The organism is Sphingomonas sp., from assembly GCF_004799495.1.
Lineage (GTDB): Bacteria > Pseudomonadota > Alphaproteobacteria > Sphingomonadales > Sphingomonadaceae > Sphingomonas.
Window position 1 is genome coordinate 159,338 of sequence record NZ_SSMY01000002.1, and the last position, 23,116, is coordinate 182,453.

General features: G+C 66.8%; 17 protein-coding genes and 1 tRNA gene. 6 read left to right on the forward strand and 12 right to left on the reverse strand.

Features of this window, described 5'->3' with window-relative positions; translation table 11 throughout:
- Positions 1–6: 6 nt before the first annotated feature.
- Positions 7–4,290: a DNA-directed RNA polymerase subunit beta' gene (rpoC, locus tag E7773_RS02005; RefSeq protein ID WP_293987454.1), complete on the forward strand. Its 4,284-nt coding sequence runs from the start codon at positions 7–9 to the stop codon at positions 4,288–4,290.
- A gap of 79 nt (positions 4,291–4,369) precedes the next feature.
- Here the strand turns inward: rpoC and E7773_RS02010 are convergent, their stop codons facing one another.
- From E7773_RS02010 to pnuC, 12 genes are all read right to left on the reverse strand, one after another.
- The gene (locus E7773_RS02010) at positions 4,370–4,972 is read right to left on the reverse strand and encodes an ATP-binding cassette domain-containing protein (RefSeq protein WP_293987456.1); all 603 of its coding nucleotides are present in this window, start codon (positions 4,970–4,972) and stop codon (positions 4,370–4,372) included.
- Positions 4,962–5,606 carry a molybdate ABC transporter permease subunit gene (gene modB, locus E7773_RS02015; protein ID WP_293987458.1) on the reverse strand — a complete coding sequence of 215 codons (645 nt, stop codon included), beginning with the start codon at positions 5,604–5,606 and terminating at the stop codon, positions 4,962–4,964. The genes E7773_RS02010 and modB overlap by 11 nt, the downstream gene beginning before the upstream one ends.
- 26 nt (positions 5,607–5,632) lie before the next feature.
- Complete coding sequence (modA, locus tag E7773_RS02020) at positions 5,633–6,406, reverse strand: molybdate ABC transporter substrate-binding protein (protein ID WP_293987460.1); 774 nt, start codon at positions 6,404–6,406, stop codon at positions 5,633–5,635.
- 32 nt (positions 6,407–6,438) lie between these two features.
- Positions 6,439–9,837 (reverse strand): glycosyltransferase, encoded by a 3,399-nt coding sequence (locus tag E7773_RS02025; RefSeq protein WP_293987462.1) that lies wholly within the window; start codon positions 9,835–9,837, stop codon positions 6,439–6,441.
- Between the two features lie 42 nt (positions 9,838–9,879).
- The gene (locus E7773_RS02030) at positions 9,880–11,052 is read right to left on the reverse strand and encodes a glycosyltransferase (RefSeq protein WP_293987464.1); all 1,173 of its coding nucleotides are present in this window, start codon (positions 11,050–11,052) and stop codon (positions 9,880–9,882) included.
- Entirely contained in the window at positions 11,052–11,996 is a 945-nt protein-coding gene (locus tag E7773_RS02035) for a hypothetical protein (protein WP_293987467.1), read from the reverse strand. Before E7773_RS02035 ends, E7773_RS02030 begins: the two co-directional genes overlap by 1 nt.
- A 43-nt stretch (positions 11,997–12,039) precedes the next feature.
- Positions 12,040–12,798, reverse strand: a complete 759-nt coding sequence (locus E7773_RS02040) for a DUF2334 domain-containing protein (protein ID WP_293987469.1) — start codon at positions 12,796–12,798, stop codon at positions 12,040–12,042.
- Positions 12,799–12,841: 43 nt separating this feature from the next.
- Positions 12,842–13,513: a spermidine synthase gene (locus tag E7773_RS02045; protein ID WP_293987471.1), complete on the reverse strand. Its 672-nt coding sequence runs from the start codon at positions 13,511–13,513 to the stop codon at positions 12,842–12,844.
- Positions 13,514–14,160: 647 nt separating this feature from the next.
- Positions 14,161–14,637, reverse strand: coding sequence for an Hsp20 family protein (locus E7773_RS02055; RefSeq protein WP_293987475.1), 477 nt, complete (start codon positions 14,635–14,637; stop codon positions 14,161–14,163).
- 360 nt (positions 14,638–14,997) lie between these two features.
- Positions 14,998–16,794 carry a translation elongation factor 4 gene (gene lepA / locus E7773_RS02060; protein ID WP_293987476.1) on the reverse strand — a complete coding sequence of 599 codons (1,797 nt, stop codon included), beginning with the start codon at positions 16,792–16,794 and terminating at the stop codon, positions 14,998–15,000.
- Between the two features lie 43 nt (positions 16,795–16,837).
- Complete coding sequence (locus tag E7773_RS02065; protein WP_293987478.1) at positions 16,838–17,371, reverse strand: AAA family ATPase; 534 nt, start codon at positions 17,369–17,371, stop codon at positions 16,838–16,840.
- A gap of 8 nt (positions 17,372–17,379) precedes the next feature.
- Positions 17,380–17,973, reverse strand: coding sequence for a nicotinamide riboside transporter PnuC (gene pnuC / locus E7773_RS02070; protein WP_293987480.1), 594 nt, complete (start codon positions 17,971–17,973; stop codon positions 17,380–17,382).
- 117 nt (positions 17,974–18,090) lie between these two features.
- On the opposite strand from pnuC, the gene E7773_RS02075 reads away from it, so the two are divergent.
- The 5 genes from E7773_RS02075 to E7773_RS02095 all read left to right on the forward strand — a co-directional run bounded on the left by E7773_RS02075 (position 18,091) and on the right by E7773_RS02095 (position 23,113).
- The gene (locus tag E7773_RS02075) at positions 18,091–18,822 is read left to right on the forward strand and encodes a CsgG/HfaB family protein (RefSeq protein WP_293987482.1); all 732 of its coding nucleotides are present in this window, start codon (positions 18,091–18,093) and stop codon (positions 18,820–18,822) included.
- Between the two features lie 60 nt (positions 18,823–18,882).
- Entirely contained in the window at positions 18,883–20,184 is a 1,302-nt protein-coding gene (locus E7773_RS02080) for an FAD-dependent oxidoreductase (RefSeq protein ID WP_293987484.1), read from the forward strand.
- Between the two features lie 83 nt (positions 20,185–20,267).
- Positions 20,268–20,344: transfer RNA gene (locus tag E7773_RS02085), tRNA-Pro, on the forward strand.
- A 189-nt stretch (positions 20,345–20,533) separates the two neighbouring features.
- Positions 20,534–21,682, forward strand: a complete 1,149-nt coding sequence (locus E7773_RS02090) for an SET domain-containing protein (RefSeq protein ID WP_293987487.1) — start codon at positions 20,534–20,536, stop codon at positions 21,680–21,682.
- Between the two features lie 78 nt (positions 21,683–21,760).
- Positions 21,761–23,113 (forward strand): glycosyl hydrolase family 28 protein, encoded by a 1,353-nt coding sequence (locus E7773_RS02095; RefSeq protein WP_293987489.1) that lies wholly within the window; start codon positions 21,761–21,763, stop codon positions 23,111–23,113.
- Positions 23,114–23,116: the final 3 nt, after the last annotated feature.

Below are 23,116 nucleotides of genomic sequence, written 5' to 3' on the forward strand. Positions count from 1 at the left end.
TTGAAAATGAACGAACTGACCAACTTCGCGAACCCGGTGGCCAAGCCGGAGACCTTCGACCAGATCCAGATCGGCATCGCGTCCCCCGACCGCATCCGGTCGTGGTCGTTCGGCGAGATCAAGAAGCCCGAGACGATCAACTACCGCACGTTCAAGCCCGAGCGTGACGGCCTGTTCTGCGCGCGCATCTTCGGTCCGATCAAGGATTACGAGTGCCTGTGCGGCAAGTACAAGCGCATGAAGTACAAGGGCATCGTCTGCGAAAAGTGCGGCGTCGAGGTCACCGTCTCGAAGGTCCGCCGCGAGCGGATGGGCCATATCGAGCTCGCCGCGCCGGTCGCGCACATCTGGTTCCTGAAGTCGCTGCCGAGCCGCATCGGCCTGTTGCTCGACATGCAGCTCAAGCAGCTCGAGCGCGTGCTCTACTTCGAAGCCTATATCGTGATCGAGCCGGGCGTGACCCCGCTCGAGCGCTACCAGTTGCTGACCGAGGACGAACTGCTGTCGGCGCAGGACGAATATGGTGAGGACGCCTTCACCGCCGGGATCGGCGCCGAGGCCGTGCGCATCATGCTCGAGAACCTCGACCTCGAAGGCGAGCGCACCGCGCTGCTCGACGAGCTCGCGGTCACCAAGTCCGAGCTGAAGCCCAAGAAGATCATCAAGCGGCTGAAGGTGGTCGAGAGCTTCATCGATTCGGGCAACAAGCCCGAATGGATGATCCTCGAGGTCGTGCCGGTCATCCCGCCCGAACTGCGCCCGCTGGTGCCGCTCGACGGCGGCCGCTTCGCTACGTCGGATCTGAACGACCTGTATCGCCGCGTGATCAACCGCAACAACCGCCTGAAGCGCCTGATGGAGCTGCGCGCGCCGGACATCATCGTCCGCAACGAGAAGCGCATGCTGCAGGAGGCCGTCGACGCCCTGTTCGACAACGGCCGCCGCGGCCGCACGATAACGGGTGCCAACAAGCGTCCGCTCAAGTCGCTCTCGGACATGCTCAAGGGCAAGCAGGGCCGCTTCCGCCAGAACCTACTCGGCAAGCGCGTCGACTATTCGGGCCGCTCGGTCATCGTGACCGGGCCGGAGCTCAAGCTGCATCAGTGCGGCCTGCCGAAGAAGATGGCGCTCGAGCTGTTCAAGCCGTTCATCTACGCGCGTCTCGACGCCAAGGGTCTGTCGATGACGCTCAAGCAGGCCAAGAAGTGGGTCGAGAAGGAGCGCAAGGAAGTCTGGGACATCCTGGATGAAGTCATCCGCGAGCATCCTGTGCTGCTGAACCGCGCGCCGACGCTCCACCGCCTCGGCATCCAGGCGTTCGAGCCCGTGCTGATCGAAGGCAAGGCGATCCAATTGCACCCGCTGGTCTGCTCGGCGTTCAACGCCGACTTCGACGGTGACCAGATGGCCGTGCACGTGCCGCTGAGCCTCGAGGCGCAGCTGGAAGCGCGCGTCCTGATGATGTCGACCAACAACATCCTCAGCCCCGCCAACGGCAAGCCGATCATCGTGCCGTCGCAGGACATGGTGCTCGGCCTCTATTACCTGTCGATGATGAAGGAAGGCGAGCCCGGCGAGGGCATGCTGCTGTCCGACATGACCGAGGTGCACCAGGCACTCAACGCCGGCGCCGTGACCCTGCACACCAAGATCACGAGCCGCGTGCCGCAGACCGACGAAAGCGGTGTCGAGCACATGAAGCGGTTCGAAACCACGCCGGGCCGCATGTTGCTGGGCGAAACGCTGCCCAAATCGCACAAGGTGCCGTTTGAAACGGTCAACCGCCTGCTGACCAAGAAGGACGTCACCGACGTCATCGACGAGGTCTATCGTCACACCGGCCAGAAGGAGACCGTGCTGTTCGCCGACGCGATCATGGCGCTCGGTTTCCGCCACGCGTTCCGCGCCGGCATCTCGTTCGGCAAGGACGACATGATCATCCCGGCCGAGAAGGAGGCCTTGGTCGACGAGACGCGCGACCAGGTGAAGGACTTCGAGCAGCAGTATCAGGACGGCCTGATCACGCAGCAGGAGAAGTATAACAAGGTGATCGACGCCTGGAGCCGCTGCGGTGACCAGGTGGCCAACGCGATGATGAACGAGATCAAGGCGGTCAAGAAGTTCGAGGACGGCCCCAACGCCGGCCGCGAGAAGCCGATCAACTCGATCTACATGATGGCGCACTCGGGTGCCCGCGGTTCGCAGGCGCAGATCAAGCAGCTCGCCGGCATGCGCGGCCTGATGGCCAAGCCGTCGGGCGAGATCATCGAGACGCCGATCATCTCGAACTTCAAGGAAGGCTTGACCGTCCTCGAATATTTCAACTCGACCCACGGTGCCCGCAAGGGTCTCGCGGATACCGCGTTGAAGACGGCGAATTCGGGCTACCTCACTCGTCGCCTGGTCGACGTGTCGCAGGACTGCGTCGTGATGGAGGACGATTGCGGCACCGAGCGCATGCTCGAAATGCGCGCGATCGTGCAGGGCGGCAGCGTGATCGCCTCGCTCGGCGAGCGCATCCTGGGCCGCACCACGGCCGAGGACGTGATCGACAAGGACGGCAAGGTCGTCATCCCGTCGGGCACCTTGCTCGACGAGGCGATGATCACGACGATCGAGGGCATCGGCATCCAGGGGATGAAGATCCGCAGCCCGCTCGTTTGCGAGGCCAAGATCGGCGTGTGCGGCAAATGCTACGGCCGTGACCTCGCGCGCGGTACCCCGGTCAACATCGGCGAAGCGGTCGGCGTGATCGCGGCGCAGTCGATCGGCGAGCCGGGCACGCAGCTGACGATGCGCACCTTCCACATCGGCGGTGCGGCGCAGCTCAACGAGACCTCGAACCTGGAGGCGCATGCCGACGGCACGGTCGAGTTCCGCGACCTGCGCATCATCGTGGACCAGCGCGGCCGCCGCGTCGTGCTGAGCCGGTCGGGCGAGATCGCGATCAAGGACATCGACGGCCGCGAGCTCGCGGTCGATCGTATCCCGTACGGCGCGTACGTGATGTTCGACGACGGTCACATCGTGACCAAGGGCGACCGCATGGCCGAATGGGATCCGTTCACCATGCCGGTGATCACGGAAACGGGCGGCACGGTGAAGTATGTCGACCTGATCGAGGGCAAGACGATGACGGAAGTCACCGACGAAGCCACCGGCATCGCCCAGCGCGTCGTGACCGAGAACCGCGCGACGGCCAAGAGCAAGGAGGATCTGCGCCCGCGCATGACCCTGACCGGCTCGGATTCGAGCGAGGCCGCGCGCTACATGCTGGCGCCGGGCGCGGTGTTGTCGGTCGACGACAATGCCACGGTCCAGGCCGGCGACGTCGTCGCACGTGTCGCTCGCGAGTCCGCCAAGACCCGCGACATCACGGGCGGTCTGCCGCGCGTCGCCGAGCTGTTCGAAGCGCGCAAGCCCAAGGAAAACGCGATCATCGCGAAGGTCTCGGGCCGCGTCGTGTTCGGCAAGGACTATAAGGCCAAGCGCAAGATCGGGATTCAGCCCGAGGACGGCGGCGAGGTCGTGGAGTATCTGATCCCGAAGTCGAAGGTGATCGACGTTCAGGAAGGCGACTACGTCAAGCGCGGCGATAATCTGATCGGCGGCTCGCCCGATCCGCACGACATTCTCGAGGTGCTCGGGATCGAGCCGCTCGCGGAATATCTCGTGTCGGAAATCCAGGAAGTCTATCGACTCCAGGGCGTGAAGATCAACGATAAGCACATCGAGGTGATCGTTCGCCAGATGCTGCAGAAGGTCGAGATCACCGACGGCGGCGACACCACGCTGCTGGCCGGCGAACAGGTCGATCGCGCCGAGATGGACGAGATCAACGACAAGCTCGACAAGAAGCAGAAGAAGGCGGAGGGCAAGCCCGTCCTGCTCGGCATCACCAAGGCGTCGCTGCAGACCCGCAGCTTCATCTCGGCGGCGTCGTTCCAGGAAACCACCCGCGTCCTCACCGAGGCGGCGGTCCAGGGCAAGCAGGACACGCTGATCGGGCTCAAGGAGAACGTCATCGTCGGCCGTCTCATCCCCGCCGGGACCGGCGCGGGCATGAACCGCCTGCGTGTCGCCGCTTCCAGCCGCGACGCCGCGCTGCGCGTCCAGCAGCGCGCGCTGCAGGAAGCGCTGATCGCGCCGAACTCGGCCGAGGAAGAGCGCGCCGCGGAAAAGCTGCGTGACGTCGCCGACGACACCGGCAGCGATGCGCTGGCGGCGGTTGTCCCGTCGGGCGACGGCAGCGACGAAGCCGCCGGTGAGTATCTGAACGAGACCGAGTGATTGGGATCGTTCGGGCGCTCACGCCGAACAAGAAAGACCGCCGTCCGGGGATGCCCGGGCGGCGGTTTTTCGTTGACCGCTACCGCGCCATTTCGACGATCCGCGTCGCCAGCCGCTCGGCCTCGGCGCGGTCGTGGGTGACCATCAGGATCGGCAGGCCGAGCTCGTCGCGCACATCGCGAATCGCATGCTCGACCTCTCCGGCGCGCGCGCGGTCGAGCGAAGCGGTGGGCTCGTCGAGCAGCAGGAACGCCGGATCACTCAATAGCGCGCGGCCGATCGCGACGCGCTTCGCCTCGCCGCCCGACAGCGTGCGCGGCCAGCGATCCATCAGATGCGCGATATCGAGCAGTTGCGCGACCGCGTCGATCATCGTCTCGCGCGCGCCGGCGTACCGCAGGTTCGCAGCGACACGCATGTGCGGGAACAGCCGCGACCCCTGAAAGACATACCCCGCCCGGCGGCGGTGGACGGGCACGTCGGTCGCATCGTCGAACAAGGTGATGCCGCCGACGCGGACGTGCCCACGATCGGGCGCCAGCAATCCCGCGACCATGTTGAGCACGCTCGTCTTGCCGACGCCCGATGGGCCGAACAGCACGGTGATGCCCTCCCCCGCCTCCAGCCGGAGCGCGATATCCACGTCGCCCAGCCGCTTCGCCAGATCGAGGTCAAACGCCATGGATCATCCCGGCGCGCATCCGCCGCGCCAGCAGCTCGGAGGCGATCAGCGCCGCCAACGCGATCAGCACCGACAACGCCGCCAGCCGCAGCGCGATCGCGTCGCCGTCGGGGCGCTGGAGCGCGGCATAGATCGCCAGCGGCAGCGTCCGCGTCTGCCCCGGCACGTTCGACACGAAGGTGATGGTTGCGCCGAACTCGCCCAGTGAGCGCGCGAAGCCGAGCACGGTCCCGGCCAGCACGCCCGGCAGGCTAAGTGGCAGCGTGATCGTGCGAAACACGCGCCAGCGCCCCGCCCCCAGCGTCCGCGCCGCGCCCTCCAGCCGCCGGTCGACCGCCTCGATCGACAATCGCATCGCGCGCACCATCAGCGGCAGCGCCATCACGCCCGCGGCGATCGCCGCGCCGGTCCATTTGAACAGCACATGGTTGCTCAGTGCTCCCAGTGGCCCCGACGGCGCGAACGCCAGCAACAACATCCAGCCGGTCACTACCGGCGGGACGACGAGTGGCAGATAAACGATCGCCTCGATCAGGATCTTGCCCGGCACCTTCGCCCGCGCGAGAAACCACGCCAGCGCGAACGCGAGCGGCAACATCGCCACCGTCGCCACTAGCCCAACCTTGAGCGACAAGGCGACGATGCCCCATTCCGCCGGGGTCAGCGTGGCCTCCCCGGTGCGGTAAAGCCGAACCGCGTAAAGATCGCACGGCCGCTCGGCGAGAGCAGGAAGCGGCGAAAGCCCTCCCCCTGCGGATTGGTCGATCCGGCGAGTCGCGCGACCGGATACACGATCGGCGGGTGGCTGGCCGCCGGAAACACGCCGGCAACGCGCACTTTTGCCGAGGCTTTGGCGTCGGTCAGGTACACGATCCCGAACGACGCCGCGCCGCGCTCCACCAGTGCCAGCGCCGCACGCACATTCTCCGCGCGCACGACGTGCGGCGCAACGGCGTCCCACGCGCCGAGCTTGGTCAGCGCCGCCTTGCCGTACTTGCCCGCCGGCACGCTGTCGGGGTCGGCCATCGCCAGCGGGCCGCTCCCGAGCAGCCGCGCCAGCTTCGCCCCGTTGAGCGGCACTACCGTCCGCCGCCCAGACGGCTCCGCCACGACCAGCCGGTTGCCGACCAGGTCGGCGCGCGTGCCCGGCGCGATCAGCCGCTTCGCCGCCAGCGCGTCCATCCATTCTTCATCAGCCGACACGAACAGATCGGCCGGCGCCCCCGCCTCGACCTGCCGCGCCAGCGCCGACGACGCGGCGAAGGAGATCACCGGGCGCGAATGCCCCGCCTTCGCCCATTGGTCAGCAGCGGCATCGAGCGATTCCTGCAAGCTCGCCGCCGCCAGTACCAGCGGCGCGCGCGGTGGCGGCGCAGCGCCCAGCACGAGCGCAGCCAGTCCGGCAATCAGGAGACGGCGCGTGAGACTATGCATGACCCGCGCATACACCGCGCAGCCGTCGCGGCCTAGCGCGCCTCAACCCGCCCCGTGCGCTGCAGCTTGCCCCATCCCACGCTCGGCCCGCGCAGCGCCTGGGTGAGCGCCTTGAGCACGACGTAATACATGATCTGGCGGTATCCTATGCGCTGCGGGATCAGCAGCCACAGCAGCCGCCATTTCGCGCGGCGTTCGAGCGCGAAGGCGACGATCGCGGAGAGCAGGTCGATCGCGGTGAAAATCAGCCAATAGGTGAACATCTTGTCGAGGCTGGTCTGCGTCTGCGCCCAGCCGTGCGCCTCGATCGAGAGCCAGGTCGTGACGATGCTGATGATGAGAGCCAAGTCGATGATCGGGCTGATCGCGGCGAGAACTACCTGGAACAGGACCGCCTGCGGCACGCCGATCCATGCCAGCCCGCGCGGTCGCCCGGTCGCCACGATCCGGCCGTGCTTCCACAGGCATTGCAGCGTGCCGTACGCCCAGCGGAAGCGTTGCTTGGCGAGCCCGCGGAACGTCTCCGGGCTTTCGGTCCAGGCGACGGCATATTGATCGTAGGTGACGCGCCAGCCGGCGCGCTGGATCGCGATCGTCAGGTCCTGGTCCTCGGCGAGCGTGTCGTGCGGGTAACCGCCGACCTCGCGGATCGCCGCCAGCCGCCACGCGCCGACCGCGCCGGGGACGACCATCATCGCGTTGAGGCTCGACAGCGCGCGGCGCTCGAGGTTTTGCGCCGTGATATATTCGAGCGCCTGCCAGCGGGTGACGAGGTTGACGCGGTTTCCCACCTTGGCGTTGCCCGCGACCGCGCCGATCCTGGGGTCGGCGAACCACCGCGCGAGCCGCGCAATCGTGGTCGGTTCGAACTGCGTGTCGGCGTCGAGCGCGATGACGATCTCGCCCTTGGCCAGTGCCAGACCCTGGTTGAGCGCGCGCGCCTTGCCGCCGTTTTCGAGCGTCAGCAGCCGCACGCGCGGCTCGTCGGCGAACGCGGCCGCGACGATCGCGCTCGTGCGGTCCTTCGACCCGTCGTCGATCACTATCACTTCGATCTGCACGTCGGTCGAGGCGAGCACGGTGCGCACCGACCGTTCGATCACCGCTTCCTCGTTGAACGCGGGAATCATCACCGTAACGAAGCGGGCCGGGTCGATCGCGGGGAACACCGTGCGCAACTCGCGCCGCGCCTGGATCAGCGCGAGCGCCGACAGCAGCACCGCGCGCAAAATGCCGATCGAGATCGCGAACACGAACAGCCAGCCGAGGCCGATGACGATCGCGCCGAGTGTGCCGAATAGGAACAAATCGACTTCCGCCGCGCGCCGGTCGCTCGGCGAAATCGGCGGCATCGCCTGATCGCGCGACAAGCCGGCGAGCTGCGAGACCGGAACGAAGGTGTAGCCCAGCGCGCGCAACCGCTCGATGATGATCGGCAACGCCTCCACCGTCTGCGCGCGGTCGCCGCCCGCGTCGTGGAGCAGCACGATATTGTGGCTGCACGCGCTGTCGTCGCCGTCTTCGCAGCCGGTGTCGTTCTTGGTCACGCCGTTCACGACATTGTCGACGATCGCCTGGACGCCCGGGCGCTGCCAATCTTCGGCGTCGACGTGGAGGCCGACCGAGATGTAACCGTGCTCCTGCGCGCGCAGCACCGGTCCCAGTTCGTCCGCCGTGGTCGGCTCCGCATCGCCGAAATAGGGCGCGCGGAAGAATTTGAGCGAGCGGCCGGTGAACGCCTGGAACAATCGCTGCGTCGCGTTGAGCTGGATGTCGGTATCGGTCTCCGACGCGCCGGCGAGATTGGGGTGGGTGTAGGTGTGGCTGCCGACTTCATGCCCTTCGGCGACGATGCGTTCGAGCAAGTGGCGCTCGGTCAGCGCATTCTCGCCGACGATGAAGAACGTCGCGGCGACCTGGTATTTCTTGAGCACATCGAGGATCTGCGGCGTCCAGTCGGGGTCGGGGCCGTCGTCGAAGGTCAGCGCGACTTCCTTCGGGCGGGCGCCGTCGCGGCGGATCAGGAACTGGCTGGGCAAGGCGTCGAACGCGACATCGGCGATCGTACCGTCCTTTGCGGTCGTGACGCGACGGTGGCCAGGCGCCGGCGTCGCCACGATCCGCAATATCTCGCCACGGCCCTCAATCTGCCGCTCGGTACCGGGGGGGATCGGCTCGATCGTCGAGGCCGGCGGCAGTTGCGCGTGCGACCGCCCGAAGATCGACCACAGGCCTGGATCCTCCGCACCGAGCCGCCACAGCGCGACGCCGCCGATTCCCGCGCGGCGCAGGAAGGCGATCTGGTTGTACGCAGACGCGGCATCGAGGAACCAGACGACGTGCTTGCTGCCATCGTCCTCCTCGTACGCGAAGCCCGAATTGCCGCTCGCCTTGTCGAATGCCGGCATCGCGTCGGAGTCGCGCGCCGACTGCCATGCTTCCTCGACCGTCACGGCGCTATTGGCGCCGGGGTCCTTGCTGCCGATCGTCCAGTCGTACCCGTAATTGCCGATCGCCACGACTAGCTTCGATGCGGGCACGCCCCGCGCCGCGTCGGCGATCGACCGCGCGAACCACGCCTGCGATGCGACGGGCCCGGGGTCGCTGGTGGTCTCGTGCTCGTCATACGCCATCAGAAACACGCGATCGACGATCTTCGCATAGGCCGACACGTTCCAGGCGGGCTCGCCGACCGGAACCGCCATCGCAATCAGCCAATTGTGCTTGTCGAACCGCGTGTTCGCTTCGTTCAGGAACGCCAGATAGTCGGCCTGCGCGCTCGGCGGGAGCTGCTCGAAATCGAAGAATGCGCCGCCGGCGTGGTTCGCCGCCAGCCATGGCTCGAGCCAGTCGAGGAACGCCTTGCGCTGCCGGGGATCGTGGAGCAGCGCGACCGTGCCGGGCACGTCCCATTTCGCATTCAGCGCGTTCTGGATCATCGGCAGGATCAGCGGCCGGCGTGTCGCCGCGTTGATCACCTGCCGCCCGACCGGATCGGCGTCGATCGTGATATGGTGGTTGGGACCCGTCACCTGCACCCAGCCGGGGATGACCCAGTCGAGATCGTCGATGTGGCGGCGCAGCGAATCGCCGCTCTCCTTTTCCCACGGCGTGTGGAAGCCGATCGCGAGCGGCACATTGCCGGCGTCCTTCGCCGTCCTGGCGCGAGTCTCGCCGGTCAGGCGCCGCGCGTACCAATCGATCGTCCGGCGGGTGCGCTTGAACAACGTGTCGTGCGGCGGCGTCAGCGCCTGCGGGCCACGTTCGTTGGCGACAGGCAGCAGCGGCTGGACTGGCACGAGACCGATCGACGCCGCGAACACCGTCGTCGCCAACAAGAGAAGCGCGACGAACGCGGCGACACCAAGCGCGAAACGGCGGCGGCGGCGGCCCGAAGGATCGTAGAAGACGGGAGCGCCGGGGACCTTCATCGCGTCAGTCGTGGCACCGGCGACCGTCGCCGACAAGCGGCATCAGGCCGCGGTCTGGCGCGACACGCTGCCGGCATAGAGCGCGAACATTTCGTCGAAATGCGCGTCCATCGTCCGCACGCTCGAGGCGCGCGCAACGCTGCGCGTGGCCGCCGCGGTCATGTCGCCGGCGAGGAACTCGGTCAGCACCCGCGCCATGTCGCGCACGTCGCACGCGGCATAGCGCGCGCCGCAGCCCGGTCGGTGATGATCGCTCGCGCCGCCACGGTCGGGCAGGATCAACGGCAGCCCGCTCGCCGCGCCTTCGGCCGCAACCATGCAGAACGTCTCCGCCTCGCAGCCGTGGATCAGCGCATCGCCGCTCGCCAGCATCGTCGCCAGTTCAGCGCGGTCGGCGATCGGCGGCGCGACGACGATGTGCGGCGACCCGCGGCTGGCGCGCACGATCCGCGCGCGGTCGCGTCCCGCGCCGAACAGGACGAGCCCGACCGCATGGCTCGACCCCGCCGCCAGCACCGCCTCGCATACCATCGGCCAGCGCTTTTCGGGCGCCATCCGGCCGAGCCCGACCAGAAGCGTCGCATCCTCGCCCAGCCCGCATTGGTCGAGTAGCGCCGCGCGCACCGCCGGGTCGCGGTGCGTGGGCGAGAAAATTCCCGGTTCGACCCCCATCGGGAGCGTCAGTGCCCGATCCACGCCGCCCGCGCGCAAGCGCTGCGTCAAATCGTCGCTCGCGCTGACCACAAAATCGAACTGGCGATTGAGCCGCCGCAGATGGCGCCAATACCAGTCCATCCGCCGATCGATCGTTTGCTGCGACATCAGCCCCTGCAGCCAGCGGTAGGGATAGGCCGACAGGAAATCGCAATGCATGATCAGCGCGCGCGGCGCGGCGCCCTGCCATCGCCCGACCATCGCGGCACTCGTCCAGGGCGAGGCGACCTCGACCAGGTCGGGCTGCCAGCGATCGAGTGCGGCGTGTAGGCGCGCCTCGTCGTCGAAATAGCGATAGTTGCGGTCGAGCGGGAATTCGGGCGCGGCGATCGTCGCGAGGATCGCCCCCGGCGCGACCTCGGTGACCGCGTCTTCGGCACCCGGTGCGAGGATGACGATCTCGTGCCCCGCAACCGGCCCGGCCTTCAGCTTGCGCTCGACATAGGTGCGAACCCCGCCGCCGGCGGGCGTATAGAATGCGCAGACGTCGAGGATCCGCATCAGCGCTCCTTCCCGGCGGTTGCCTCGCGCGCGAGGTCGGCGATGGCCAGCGAGACGCCGATCAGCACCTGGCCGGCGAAAATCACGCCGGCCACCAGCGCCACCGTTTCGGCGACGTTGGGCACGGTCTTGAGCGTGCCGGCGGCAAGCCCCGCGAACACCAGATCCTTGTTGGGCAGGAACGGCAGCCGCGTGACGAACTGGCGTGCCGCCGCGAGCAACAGCCACCAGCCGAGCGACACGCCCGGCACGACCATCGCCCATAACAGCCCGACCATCAGCGTCATCGCGACCGAGCGCACGAGGTGGATCGCGCCGATCCGCCAGAATTGTTCACGCGTCACTGCGAGGACCCGGTTCCGGAACAGCATGATCGCCATCGACGACCCGACCAGGATGATCGCGGACCACAGGATCGAATGTTCCATCGACCCGAACGCGAGATCGCCCGGCAGCGCGATCGCGCCGAGCAGCAGCGCGATGGTAACCACGTTCCCGACCAGCGCGGACATCACCGCCACGTCGCGCACCGCGCCGAACGGCGATCCCGGGAGCGCAGCATTTTGCCGCGCCCACAAATAGAATTGCAGCTCGCCCGAGTAGCCGAACAGCAGTTCGTTCGACGCCGATTTGCGGAACAGCGCGCCCAAGCCGGCCAGCGGCAACGGCCATAGTCCGCGAAATATCAGGAAATCGGCGACCGGCTGGATCGACAGGAACACCGCGACACCGATCCAGAAGCCGGGCGCGGACGGAGTCATGTGCCACAGCGCCAGCACATCGCGCCGGCCCAGGGCATCGGCGACGACGGCGATGATCGCGAGCGAGAGGATCGGCCCCGCCCAGCGAAGCCACGGCGCCGTGGCGCGATCCCTCGCGCCCTTCGCCCAATCGGCGACCGCGGCGGCCTCCACTCCGCGTACGGTCTGTGTCACCTCGTTCATCCGGACGCTACCTTCGTTCCTTCCCCGTTGGACGACCGGCCGTTCATGTCCCCACGGCCGGCAATAGCTCGCGATACCGGGCAAAACGCGCCCCGTGCGACAGGCTGGCGACCGTCCGCGCTATACTGTCGGTCAGTGACGCTATGTTGGTGTCTCCAGGATGAACGGCAAGGCGCATCCACGCTTTTCTGGGCAAGGCGGCACGCGCCGCGGCGGCGACTGCGAGCGACGACGCGATCCGCCACCTGCTGCGGCTGGCCCAGGTGATCACCGGCCCGCGTGCGACGACCTCGCCGGTTGCTGGGCGCCAGACCTTCATATGATCCTCGGCCAGCGCGAAGCCTTCATCGCTCAGCGCCTGCAGCGCGCCTTCGCCATAGAGCCAGGCGGGCGCGATGAACCCGACGGGGGCGCGTCCGATGATATCCTCGATCAGCTTGCGCCCGTCGGCCATCCGCGCCCGCGCCGTGGCATGGTCGAGCCCGAGGAACTCGCCCTCGCCCGCGGTCATCCGCTTCGCCTTGAACCGTGCCATCGCGCCTTCATGCTCGCTGCGGTCGAGGTGGAACCAGCCGTGCACGAACATGTCGACCCCGGCATCGGACCACGCGCGCAGCCGACTGGCGAACGGCGTGCCGGCGCGGATCGGCGCGTCGCCCCAATGATCGGGGACGACGAGCATCGCATAGGCCGGCGTCGCCATGTCGCGCGAGACGATGTCGGCGAGGCGATCGACCGCGCCTTCGAACTTGGGCGAGACGTCGTGGATCGAGACGAGCAGCGAGGGTTCGGGCCGGGCCATGATTGCGCGCCGCTAGGCCCGTTTCGGGCCGACATCAAGAACTTCAGCGTCTGGCCGCGAACCAGATGACGTGGCGCGGCCCCTTGCCGTTGCTCCGCGCGCGCACGACGACCTCGTCGACCGCGAACCCGGCGTCGCCCAGCCGCCGGGCAAAGCGCGGGTCGGGCGCCGCCGACCAGGTCGCGAGCACGCCGCCCGGCGCCAGCGCCGCGCGCGCCGCGTCGAGCCCGCGCGCCGAATAGAGCCGCCCGTTGCTCGCACGAGTCAGGCCGTCCGGGCCATTGTCGACGTCGAGCAGAATCGCGTCGTATTCACCCCGCGCCCCGTCGATCAGCGCGGCGACATCGTCGCGCACGACAGTGACGCGGCGATCGTCGAGGCACCCCGCCGCCAGCCCGGCCATCGGCCCGCGCGCCCAGCCGATGATCTCGGGCACCAGTTCCGCGACCGTCACCCGCGCCGCGTCGCCGAGCACCGCGAGCGCCGCGCGCAGCGTGAACCCCATGCCGTATCCGCCGATCAGCCAATGCCCCGCGCGGCCGCGCAGCCGCTCCGCCGTCATCGTGGCGAGCGCCTCTTCGGACCTGCTCATCCGGCTGTTCATCAGCTCGTTGCGGTCGAGCACGATCATGAAATCGCCGCCCCGCCGGAACAGGCGGAGCTCGTCGCTGGTGCCGGGAATCTTCGCGACCTCGAGGAGCTCGCGCGGGGTCATGCCAATGCCGTATCCATCGCCAGCGGATAGCGCTCCAGCCCGCTTGCGTACAGCGCGCCCGAATAGCGCTATCCTACAACGAGGCTATGTCGCGCATCCCGACAAGGCCGCCTGCGCTGCTCGCAGGCTTAGCAAGCGACCAGACCGCGAACCAAGACGCGAGGAGTTACATCCTCGCAGATCTGAATGAATATGGTCTGCAACGGCGCACAAGTCCCGGGCCGTCGGTTTGCGACCCGATGCAATACACTCGATGATCGGGCGGGGAATCGTCCCCGCCGCTCCGACGTTTTGTTCGTTCATGGGATACTGGATGATATTTAGCAGGCGTCCAGGTGTTTTAGTGCGTTAAGGACCTCACGGACCGGCACCGGATGTCGCAGTTCGGGCGGCTTGCGCAGCGTCGGCTGCGACCGCACGGCGAAAGCGTCCGAAGCCCAAGAGGCTAGTATCGAGCGCTTCACTTCCGGCTCGAGTTGCGGGTGATGGACAAGATCATCGGGACCGCCAAGCGATCCGCAAAAGTGGACCGACATTCTGAATACCTCGACAGTTCGACATTCGCCCACCGGCACGCCCTTGGAGAGCGTGCCTTCTGAGCAAGTGAGAAATCCGCCCGCCCGGTGAAAACTGGGCGGACGAAGTCTTTACGCCGCTTTATGCTTTGGCTGCGGCGCCTCGAGCCGGTCGTTGGCCGCCGGCGCGGCAGTCCCGATCTCGATCTTGCGCGGCTTCATCGCCTCGGGGATTTCCCGCTTGAGCGAAATGCGCAACAGGCCGCTGTCGAAGCTCGCATCCTGAACGACGATGAAATCGGCCAATTGGAAGCGCCGCTCGAACGCGCGCGTCGCAATCCCGCGATGAAGGTAGCGTCCGGCGTCGCCTTCCTCGGCACGGTCGCCCTTCACGGTCAGTTGATTGTTCTGCGCTACGATCTCGATCTCGTCGGGCCGGAATCCAGCGACCGCGAGCGTGATGCGGTACTGGTCCTCGCCCTGCTGCTCGATGTCGAACGGCGGGTAATTTTCGGTATCCGTACGGGCGCTGGTCTCGAGCAGATCGAACAAGCGATCGAAGCCCACGGTGGAGCGCCGGTACGGCGCAAAGTCGAAATTCGTCCTCATATCCAAATCCTCCTTTGAGCAATCTGGGCACAAGGAGCACCGGGAGAGAGCCGGTGCCCTCGGTCCTGCCGGACCGAAAATCGCGTCCGGCGACGGTCAGATATTTTTGCGCGCAAGGGGTTCAAGGGGTGCTAGAAAAAAATTTTGCGGGCGCTCTGCGACTTCGCACACGGCTCTGACATGTCGCTTGTCAGAACGCGTCGCGCGCCCGCAAACGGCGGCAGTCGAGGCATATTCATGACCGCGGCAAAGCCGCGTCGCCGAACGATACGGTCGAGGACGAGTTCGATCGGCCGCCGGTCGGCGCGACGCTGGTCTTCGTCCAACTCGGCGATTGCTCCCGCAATCTCCTCCTTAGCCTCAGGCGTCATCCCCCATCCGCAACGCCGCAATGAACGCCTCCTGCGGGATGCTCACGCTCCCGTATTCGCGCATCTTCGCCTTGCCCTTCTTCTGCTTGTCGAGCAGCTTGCGCTTGCGCGTCGCGTCGCCGCCGTAGCATTTCGCGGTCACATCCTTGCGCATCGCGCTGATCGTCTCGCGGGCGATCACCTTGCCGCCGATCGCCGCCTGGATCGGGATCTTGAACAGGTGGCGCGGGATCAGTTGCTTGAGCCGCTCGACCATGCCGCGCCCGCGCGTTTCGGCCGAGCCGCGGTGCACGATCATGCTCAGCGCGTCGACCGGCTCTTCGTTGACCAGGATGCCCATCTTGACCAGGTCGCCGTCGCGATAGCCGATCTGATGATAGTCGAAGCTCGCATAACCCTTCGACAGCGATTTCAGCCGGTCGTAGAAATCGAACACCACTTCGTTGAGCGGCAGCTCGTAGGTCGCCTGCGCGCGGCCGCCGACATAGGTCAAATTCTTCTGGATCCCGCGCCGGTCCTGGCACAGCTTGAGGATCGAGCCGAGATATTCATCGGGGACGTAGATCGTCGCCTCGATCCACGGCTCGGCGATGCTCTCGATCTTGTTGGGCTCGGGCATGTCGGCGGGGTTGTGCAGCTCGATATGCCCGCCGCCGTGGGTCAGCTCGATCTGATACACCACCGACGGCGCGGTGGTGATCAGGTCGAGATCGTATTCGCGCGTGAGGCGTTCCTGGATGATCTCCAGATGCAGCAGCCCGAGGAACCCGCAGCGGAAGCCGAAGCCGAGCGCCGCGCTGGTCTCCATCTCGAAGCTGAAGCTCGCGTCGTTGAGGCGCAGCTTGGAGATGCTCTCACGAAGCTTCTCGAAGTCGTTGGCATCGACCGGGAACAGCCCGCAGAACACCACCGGCTGAACTTCCTTGAACCCGGGGAGCGCGGCGGTCGCCGGGCGCTTCGCGTCGGTCAGCGTATCGCCCACGCGCGCCTGCGCCACGTCCTTGATCTGCGCGGTGATGAAGCCGATCTCGCCCGGCGCCAGCTCGGTCAGCTGCTCGATCTTGGGGCGGAAACAGCCGACGCGGTCGACCAGATGCTGCGTCCCCGCCTGCATGAAGGTGACCAGCTGGCCCTTTTTGAGCACGCCGTCGATCACGCGCACGAGGATGACGACGCCGAGATACGGGTCGTACCAGCTGTCGACCAGCATTGCCTTGAGCGGCGCGGTCGCGTCACCCTTCGGCGCCGGAATGCGCTCGACCACCGCGTCGAGGATTTCGTCGATACCGATCCCCGACTTGGCGCTCGACAGGATCGCGTTCGACGCGTCGAGCCCGATCACTTCCTCAATTTCCGCGCGGACTTTCTCCGGCTCGGCGGCGGGCAGGTCGATCTTGTTGATCACGGGCACGATCTCATGGTCGTGCTCGATCGACTGGTAGACGTTGGCGAGCGTCTGCGCCTCGACCCCCTGCGCCGCATCGACCACGAGCAGCGCGCCTTCGCACGCCGCCAGGCTGCGCGACACTTCGTAGGCGAAGTCGACGTGGCCCGGCGTGTCCATCAGGTTGAGCTCATAGCCCTTCCATTCGAGGCGCACGGTCTGCGCCTTGATCGTGATCCCGCGCTCTTTCTCGATGTCCATATTGTCGAGCACCTGCGCCGACATCTCGCGCTCGGACAGCCCGCCGGTGCGCTGGATCAGCCGGTCGGCGAGCGTCGACTTGCCGTGATCGATATGCGCGATGATCGAGAAATTGCGGATTTTGTCGAGTGGGGTGGTCATTGTGCGCGCGCGGATAGCAGGCGCCACGCCAAACGCAAAAGGGTCAGCTTCCGCCCATCGCCTTCTCGGTCCCCAGGATCGCCTTCAGCGCCCCCAAGTATCGCGCCTCGCCCGCCCCGCTCACCATCGCCCAGCGCACGCCGCGGCGTTCAAGCACTTCTTTCGACAGGTCGAAGAACTTCTGGCGGCGTTCGGTCGAACCGAACATCCGCGTGCCGTCCTCGACCCAGGGCAAGTCGATGTCGAACAGCAGGTAGAGGTCGGCGGTCCCGGTCCAGCTGTCGAACCATGGATCGTGCTTGCCGTAGAGCATTTCCGCCCAGACCTGCGTCATCAGCGGGTCGGTGTCGAGGATCACCGGCGTGCGCCCGCTGGCGATCGCCGAGCGCGTCTGGGCATCGTGCGCCTGCGCGATCGCGACCAGGTCGGCCATCGTCCAGCCCGTCCCGAACGCCTCGGTATAGGTGCGCCCGTATTCGACCACGCATGCCGACCCGAAATGCCGCGCGAGTTCGGGCGCCATCGTCGACTTGCCCGTGCTCTCGGGCCCGTGCAGGCAGATCGAGCGGAGTTTCATAACCCAGATTAATGCCGCGCCGCCTGCCAGCGCGCCAGTCCCCAAATCGCGAGCCCGAGCAGGACCACGTAGAGCGCCGTCGTGATCCACAACGCCTTTGCCGCATAAAGCCCGATCGACAGCACATTGGCGACGATCCACAGCCACCAATTCTCCAGTTTCCGGACCGACATCAGGATTTGTGCCGCGACGCTGGTCATCGCGACGCTCGCATCCCACCATGGGAACGACGCGTCGGTGAAGCGATGCATCAGCCAACCCCACAGCGCGATCGCGACAAGGATACCGGCGCCCCCCGCGAACCGCGTGGCCACGGTTAGTCGTTCGACCACCACCTCGCCGGCCTGGGCCTGCGACCGGCGCCACTGGTGCAATCCGTAGAGCTGCACCACGAGGAAGAAGACCTGCAACAGCATGTCGCTGTAGAGCTTGGCGTGGAAGAACACCCAGCCGTAGATCGCCACCCCGACGATCCCGAACGCATAGTTCCAGATGCTGCGCCGCGCGACCAGCCAGACGTTGATCAGCACCAGCAGCGCCGCGACGCCCTCGAGCGGCGACATCTCGCTCAGGAATTCGCGCACGATGCCGAGCGACGTCATGGACCGGTCGTAGCAAGGTCGGCGGGCCGGGGTCGAGAGCCATGACGCAAATCGCCTATAATGGGCCTCCCCACCGCTGATAAATGCGCTGCACCAGAGGGAAAAAGGGAGGTCTGCATGCGGAAGGTGATGATGGTGGTGGCGGCGGCGGCGTTCGTGCTCGCGACGCCGGCGATGGCGGGCGGCGACCAGTCGTCGGGGCGCAAGGCGCAGGAACGCGGCATGGCCGAAATGCCGCATTGCGCGCGGCCGATCGGGACGATCGCAATCGTCGAGCCCGACAAGCAATGGTGGGTCAACTACAACCTCGGCAGCCCCGAAGCGGTGCTCAAGGTGTTCGTCCAGCAATCGGGCTGCTTCACGCTCGTCAACCGCGGCCGGTCGATGCAGAGCCGCGCGATGGAGCGTGCGATGGCCGACAGCGGCGAGATGCAGCGCGGATCGAACATGGGCAAGGGCCAGGTCCGCGCGGCGGACTTCTTCCTCGAGCCCGACATCGTGTCGTCGAACGACAATTCGGGCGGCAACAATATCGGCGGTGCGGTGGGCAGTCTGCTCGGCCGGCGCGGCGGCGTGTTCGGCGCGATCGCCGGCGGCATCAACATCAAGAAGGGCGAGGCCAACGTCACGCTCTCCGTCGTCAACTCGCGCACGACCGAGGAATCGGTGGTCGAGGGCTATTACCGCAAGACCGATGTCGGGTTCAGCGCCGCGACCAGCGCGAGCTGGTGGAGCGGCTTCTCGTCGGTCGGCGGCGGCGGGTACCAGAACACGCAGATCGGCCAGGTCATCGTGCTCGCCTATCTCGACGCTTACTCCAAGCTGGTGCGGCAGCTCGGCGGCGCTTAGCGTCCGCTTGCCTTGGCGTGACGTGGCGCTAGGCTCCCCGGCCAAACGGCAGGAGGGGCCATGCGCCACGTCGCTATCATCGGGTCGGGACCGGCGGGCTATTACACCGCCGAAGCGTGCCAGAAACAGTTTGGTGACGCCGTGCGGGTGGACATCATCGACCGCCTGCCCGTGCCCTACGGCCTGATCCGCACCGGGGTCGCGCCCGATCACCAGTCGATCAAGGGTGTCAGTCGCCGCTACGAGGCGACCGCGCTGTCGGACAATGTGCGCTTCGTCGGCAACGTGACGGTCGGCAAGGACGTGAGCATCCCCGAGCTGCTCGATCTGTACGACGCGGTGGTGATGGCGACCGGCGCGCCCAATGACCGCCCACTCGGCATCCCCGGCGACGATCTGCCCGGCGTGATCGGCTCGGCGGCGTTCGTCGGTTGGTATAACGGCCATCCCGATTTCGCCGATCTCGCGCCCGTCCTGGCCGGACCCGGAGCGGTCGTCGTCGGCGCGGGCAACGTCGCGCTCGACGTCGCGCGGATCCTGGCGAAGACGCCGACCGAGTTCGAAGGTTCGGATATTGTCGGCCATGCGCTCAATGCGCTTGGGCGACATGGCATCGGTACCATCAGAATATTGGCCCGGCGCGGCCCTCATCAAATTGCGATGACTCCAAAAGAGCTGGGCGAACTCGGTCACCTTGCGCGCGGCTTTCCGATCGTTGAACCGGAGCATCTGCCGCCGGAGGCGGAAGACGCTCTGCTCGAACCCGGGCTGCGTAAGTCCGTATCTCATCTTCGTAGCTTCGCCGAACATCGCGAGGAGCCCGGCAAGACGCTCAGGATCAAGTTCGATTTCTTCGCCATGCCGGTGGCGATCGAAGGCGACGGCAAGGTCGAGCGCGTCATCGTCGAGCGCACCGCGCTGACCCCCGACGGCGGCGCGCGGGGCACTGGCGAGACCTACGCGATCCCGGCGGCCTTGGTCGTCAGCTGCATCGGCTACCGCACCCCGCCGATCGAGGGCGTGCCGTACGACGCGAAGCTCGGCCGCTTCGCCAACGATGAAGGAAGGATCGGCCCCGGCCTTTACGCGGTCGGCTGGGCGCGGCGCGGGCCGACCGGCACGATCGGCACCAACCGCCCCGACGGCTTCCTGATCGCCGAGCATATCGCCGCCGATACTGCCGACGGCAGTGGCAAAGCGGGCCGCCCCGGGCTCGATGCGCTGCTCGGCGAACGCGGCACCGACGTCGTTACCTTCCGCGACTGGCAGAAGATCGAGGCCGCCGAAATCGCCGCTGCGCGCGCGGGATCACCACGCGAAAAGTTCACCTCGATCGACGCGATGTTGGCGGCGCGACGCTAGGCTTGCACCGACTCGGCGTGCTGGCTATAGGCGCGCCTCCAAGCAGCGGCCGGCCGCGAAATTTCGCCCGTCCGTCACTCCGTCGGGGAGTAGCTCAGCCTGGTAGAGCACTGCCTTCGGGAGGCAGGGGCCGGAGGTTCGAATCCTCTCTTCCCGACCAGTTTTTCGGATGACGCGAACGTCCGGGGGACGTTCGCCCGAAAAACTCCCGAGCGGCAGCGAGGGCGACCATAATCAAAGAAAAGAATCCAAAGTCAGCGGGTTAGCGGACTCATAGCGATTCCAAGGGTTTAGATGGACGGATTCACCATATCATGGTAAATGAATCGTTGCGCGACGGTCGCGCAGCGTGCGGGGGTGGATGGTCCAAGCGTGGTTCCTGGTGGCGCTCGCCGCGAGTTTGGCGGGCTATGCGACGTACCTCGCAGGGCTGCGCCGCAACCTAGTCGAGCCCAATCGCGCGTCGTGGCTGATCTGGTCCGCGGCGACCGCGGTCGAGGCGTTCACCTATGCCGCGGTCAATCCCGACGGCCCGCAACGCTGGATCTTCCTGTTCGCGATGGTCGCGTGCGCCGCGATCACGATCGCGCTGTGGCGGCGCTCGGCGTGGAGCCTGCCGACCCGGACCGAGGCATTTTGCATCGGCGCGAGTCTCTCCGCGCTCGCGATCTGGGCGATGTTTCGCGACGCTTTCTGGGCGCACATGCTGGTGGTCGCCGCCGTCCCCGTCAGCTTCTGGCCGACCTGGGCGAGTGTTGCGGCCGACCGCAACCGCGAGCGCTCCCCCGCCTGGGGGCTATGGACCGTTGGTGATCTCGCTACGTTGCTCGTCGCGACGCGCACGCCGGGAAGCCCGGTCGGCGAGTACGCCTATATCCTCGTCGAACTGGTGTGCCACGCCAGCGTGTGGTTCCTCGTCGGGCTGGCGACGATCAACCCGTTGCGCTCGATCGGCTATCGTAACGGGCGTTTCTTCGTGCTGGACGCGCTGCGCACCCCCGCCAATCTGTTCAAGGTCGGCGAGAGCCATCTCGGCAAGGCGGTGTTCGCCGCCCAGCCCTTCATCGAGGGCGATCGCCTGATCGAATTCACCGGCCGCCGCTTCCGCGCCGCGCGCGTGCCCAGCCTGACGCGCGGGCAATCGGACCGCTTCGTCCAGGTCACGCCCGAACATTATATGGGGCCGTCGGGGCGGATCGACGATCTAGTCAACCATAGCTGCGCGCCCAATGCGGGGCTGCGCTTCACCGACAGCGGCGTCTATCTGGTCGCAATTCGTAACATCGCGGCGGGCGAGGAAGTGACGTGGGACTATTCGACCACGCTCGCCGAATCGAACTGGCACATGATCTGCCAGTGCCGCAGCCCCGACTGCCGCCGCGTGATCGGCAATTTCGCGACGCTGACGCCTGAGCGTCAGGAATGGTTCAGGTCGAGGAACCTAGTGGCACCCTATCTACGGCGAAAGGATAGTTTGAGCCGCGACCGCGCGGCGTAATATTTTCGCGGAACGGTGCGGGTCGCCACCATTTACGCCGTCACTCAACCGAAGCTAATATTGGTCCGGGGGGACTCAATGATCGATCGGCGCGCCTTCGTGGCGAGCACATTGGCGATTGCCGCGGCTGGCCGGGCAAGCGCCCAAACCAAGGAAGCGGCGACCGACGATTGGGCGGTGGCGCGCGCTATCGTCGCGCGGATCCAGCCGCCGGTCTTCCCGGTCGCGAGCTTCGCCATCACCGATTACGGTGCCGTTACCGACGCGTCCGCGCACACCGCGGTCGCCGCGGCGATCGACGCCTGCGCGGCGGCGGGGGGCGGGCGCGTGGTCGTCCCGGCCGGACTGTGGCGGATGAACGGGCCGGTGCACCTGAAATCGAACGTCGAGCTCCACCTCGAACGTGGCGCGACGCTGCGGTTCGGAAAGCCGGGCGAGATCGAGCTGCCGATCGTGCCGACGCGGTGGGAAGGGACCGAGGTCAACGGCCTGTCCCCGCTGATCTACGCGCACGATTGCCAGAATGTCGCGGTCACCGGGCCGGGTACGCTCGACGGCCAGGGCGGCGCGGGGTTCCGCCAATGGCGCGGCCGGCAAAAGGGCGACAAGGCGGAACTGCGCCGCATGGGTGCCGACGGCGTGCCGGTCGACGATCGGCGGTTCGGCGACGGCCATTTCCTGCGCCCGCCGTTCGTGCAGTTCTTCCACTGCGACAACGTGCTGATCGACGGGCCACGCTTCATCGACTCGCCGTTCTGGACGATCCACCCGGTCTATTCGCGCAACATCACGATCCGCAACGTGACCGTCGTGAGCAAGCACCTCAATTCGGACGGGGTCGACCCCGATTCGTGCGAAGACGTGCTGATCGAGCATTGCCGCTTCGACGTGTCGGACGACTGTATCGCGATCAAGTCGGGGCGCGACCGGGATGGCTGGCGCGTGGCGCGGCCGACGCGCAACGTCGTGATCCGCGATTGCGAAATGTCGACCAATGTCGCCGGCGCGATCGCGATCGGTAGCGAGATGTCGGGGGGTGCCGCGAACGTCTTCGCCGAGCGGCTCTACGTCCATCGCGCCAAGCAGGCGGTCTATATCAAGGGCAACCTCGAGCGCGGCGGGATGGTCGAACAGGTGTACGTCCGCGACCTGAAGGTCCGGCGCAGCGACAAGCTGATCGACATCACCACCGACTATCACGGCGGCCGGCACGGCAAGGCGCCGCCGACCTATCGCGGCTTCACGGTCGAACGCGTGAGTTGCGCCGATACCGGCCAGGCGCTCAGCATCGTCGGCGTGTCGCAAGCCCCGGTGCAGGACGTGCTGTTGCGCGACATCACGGTCGGCACCGCGACGGTGCCCGATACGATCGCACACACGCGGGATTTGCGGTTGGATCAGGTGCGGATCAACGGCCTCCGCCTCGGCTGACCT

Excerpts from the sequence above, each read along its gene's own strand:
- rpoC (WP_293987454.1), top strand. The coding sequence starts at position 7 with ATGAACGAACTGACCAACTTCGCGAACCCGGTGGCCAAGCCGGAGACC.
- E7773_RS02010 (WP_293987456.1), bottom strand. The coding sequence starts at position 4,972 with ATGGCGTTTGACCTCGATCTGGCGAAGCGGCTGGGCGACGTGGATATC.
- modA (WP_293987460.1), bottom strand. The coding sequence starts at position 6,406 with ATGCATAGTCTCACGCGCCGTCTCCTGATTGCCGGACTGGCTGCGCTC.
- E7773_RS02025 (WP_293987462.1), bottom strand. The coding sequence starts at position 9,837 with ATGAAGGTCCCCGGCGCTCCCGTCTTCTACGATCCTTCGGGCCGCCGC.
- E7773_RS02030 (WP_293987464.1), bottom strand. The coding sequence starts at position 11,052 with ATGCGGATCCTCGACGTCTGCGCATTCTATACGCCCGCCGGCGGCGGG.
- E7773_RS02035 (WP_293987467.1), bottom strand. The coding sequence starts at position 11,996 with ATGAACGAGGTGACACAGACCGTACGCGGAGTGGAGGCCGCCGCGGTC.
- E7773_RS02040 (WP_293987469.1), bottom strand. The coding sequence starts at position 12,798 with ATGGCCCGGCCCGAACCCTCGCTGCTCGTCTCGATCCACGACGTCTCG.
- E7773_RS02045 (WP_293987471.1), bottom strand. The coding sequence starts at position 13,513 with ATGACCCCGCGCGAGCTCCTCGAGGTCGCGAAGATTCCCGGCACCAGC.
- E7773_RS02055 (WP_293987475.1), bottom strand. The coding sequence starts at position 14,637 with ATGAGGACGAATTTCGACTTTGCGCCGTACCGGCGCTCCACCGTGGGC.
- lepA (WP_293987476.1), bottom strand. The coding sequence starts at position 16,794 with ATGACCACCCCACTCGACAAAATCCGCAATTTCTCGATCATCGCGCAT.
- E7773_RS02065 (WP_293987478.1), bottom strand. The coding sequence starts at position 17,371 with ATGAAACTCCGCTCGATCTGCCTGCACGGGCCCGAGAGCACGGGCAAG.
- pnuC (WP_293987480.1), bottom strand. The coding sequence starts at position 17,973 with ATGACGTCGCTCGGCATCGTGCGCGAATTCCTGAGCGAGATGTCGCCG.
- E7773_RS02075 (WP_293987482.1), top strand. The coding sequence starts at position 18,091 with ATGCGGAAGGTGATGATGGTGGTGGCGGCGGCGGCGTTCGTGCTCGCG.
- E7773_RS02080 (WP_293987484.1), top strand. The coding sequence starts at position 18,883 with ATGCGCCACGTCGCTATCATCGGGTCGGGACCGGCGGGCTATTACACC.
- E7773_RS02095 (WP_293987489.1), top strand. The coding sequence starts at position 21,761 with ATGATCGATCGGCGCGCCTTCGTGGCGAGCACATTGGCGATTGCCGCG.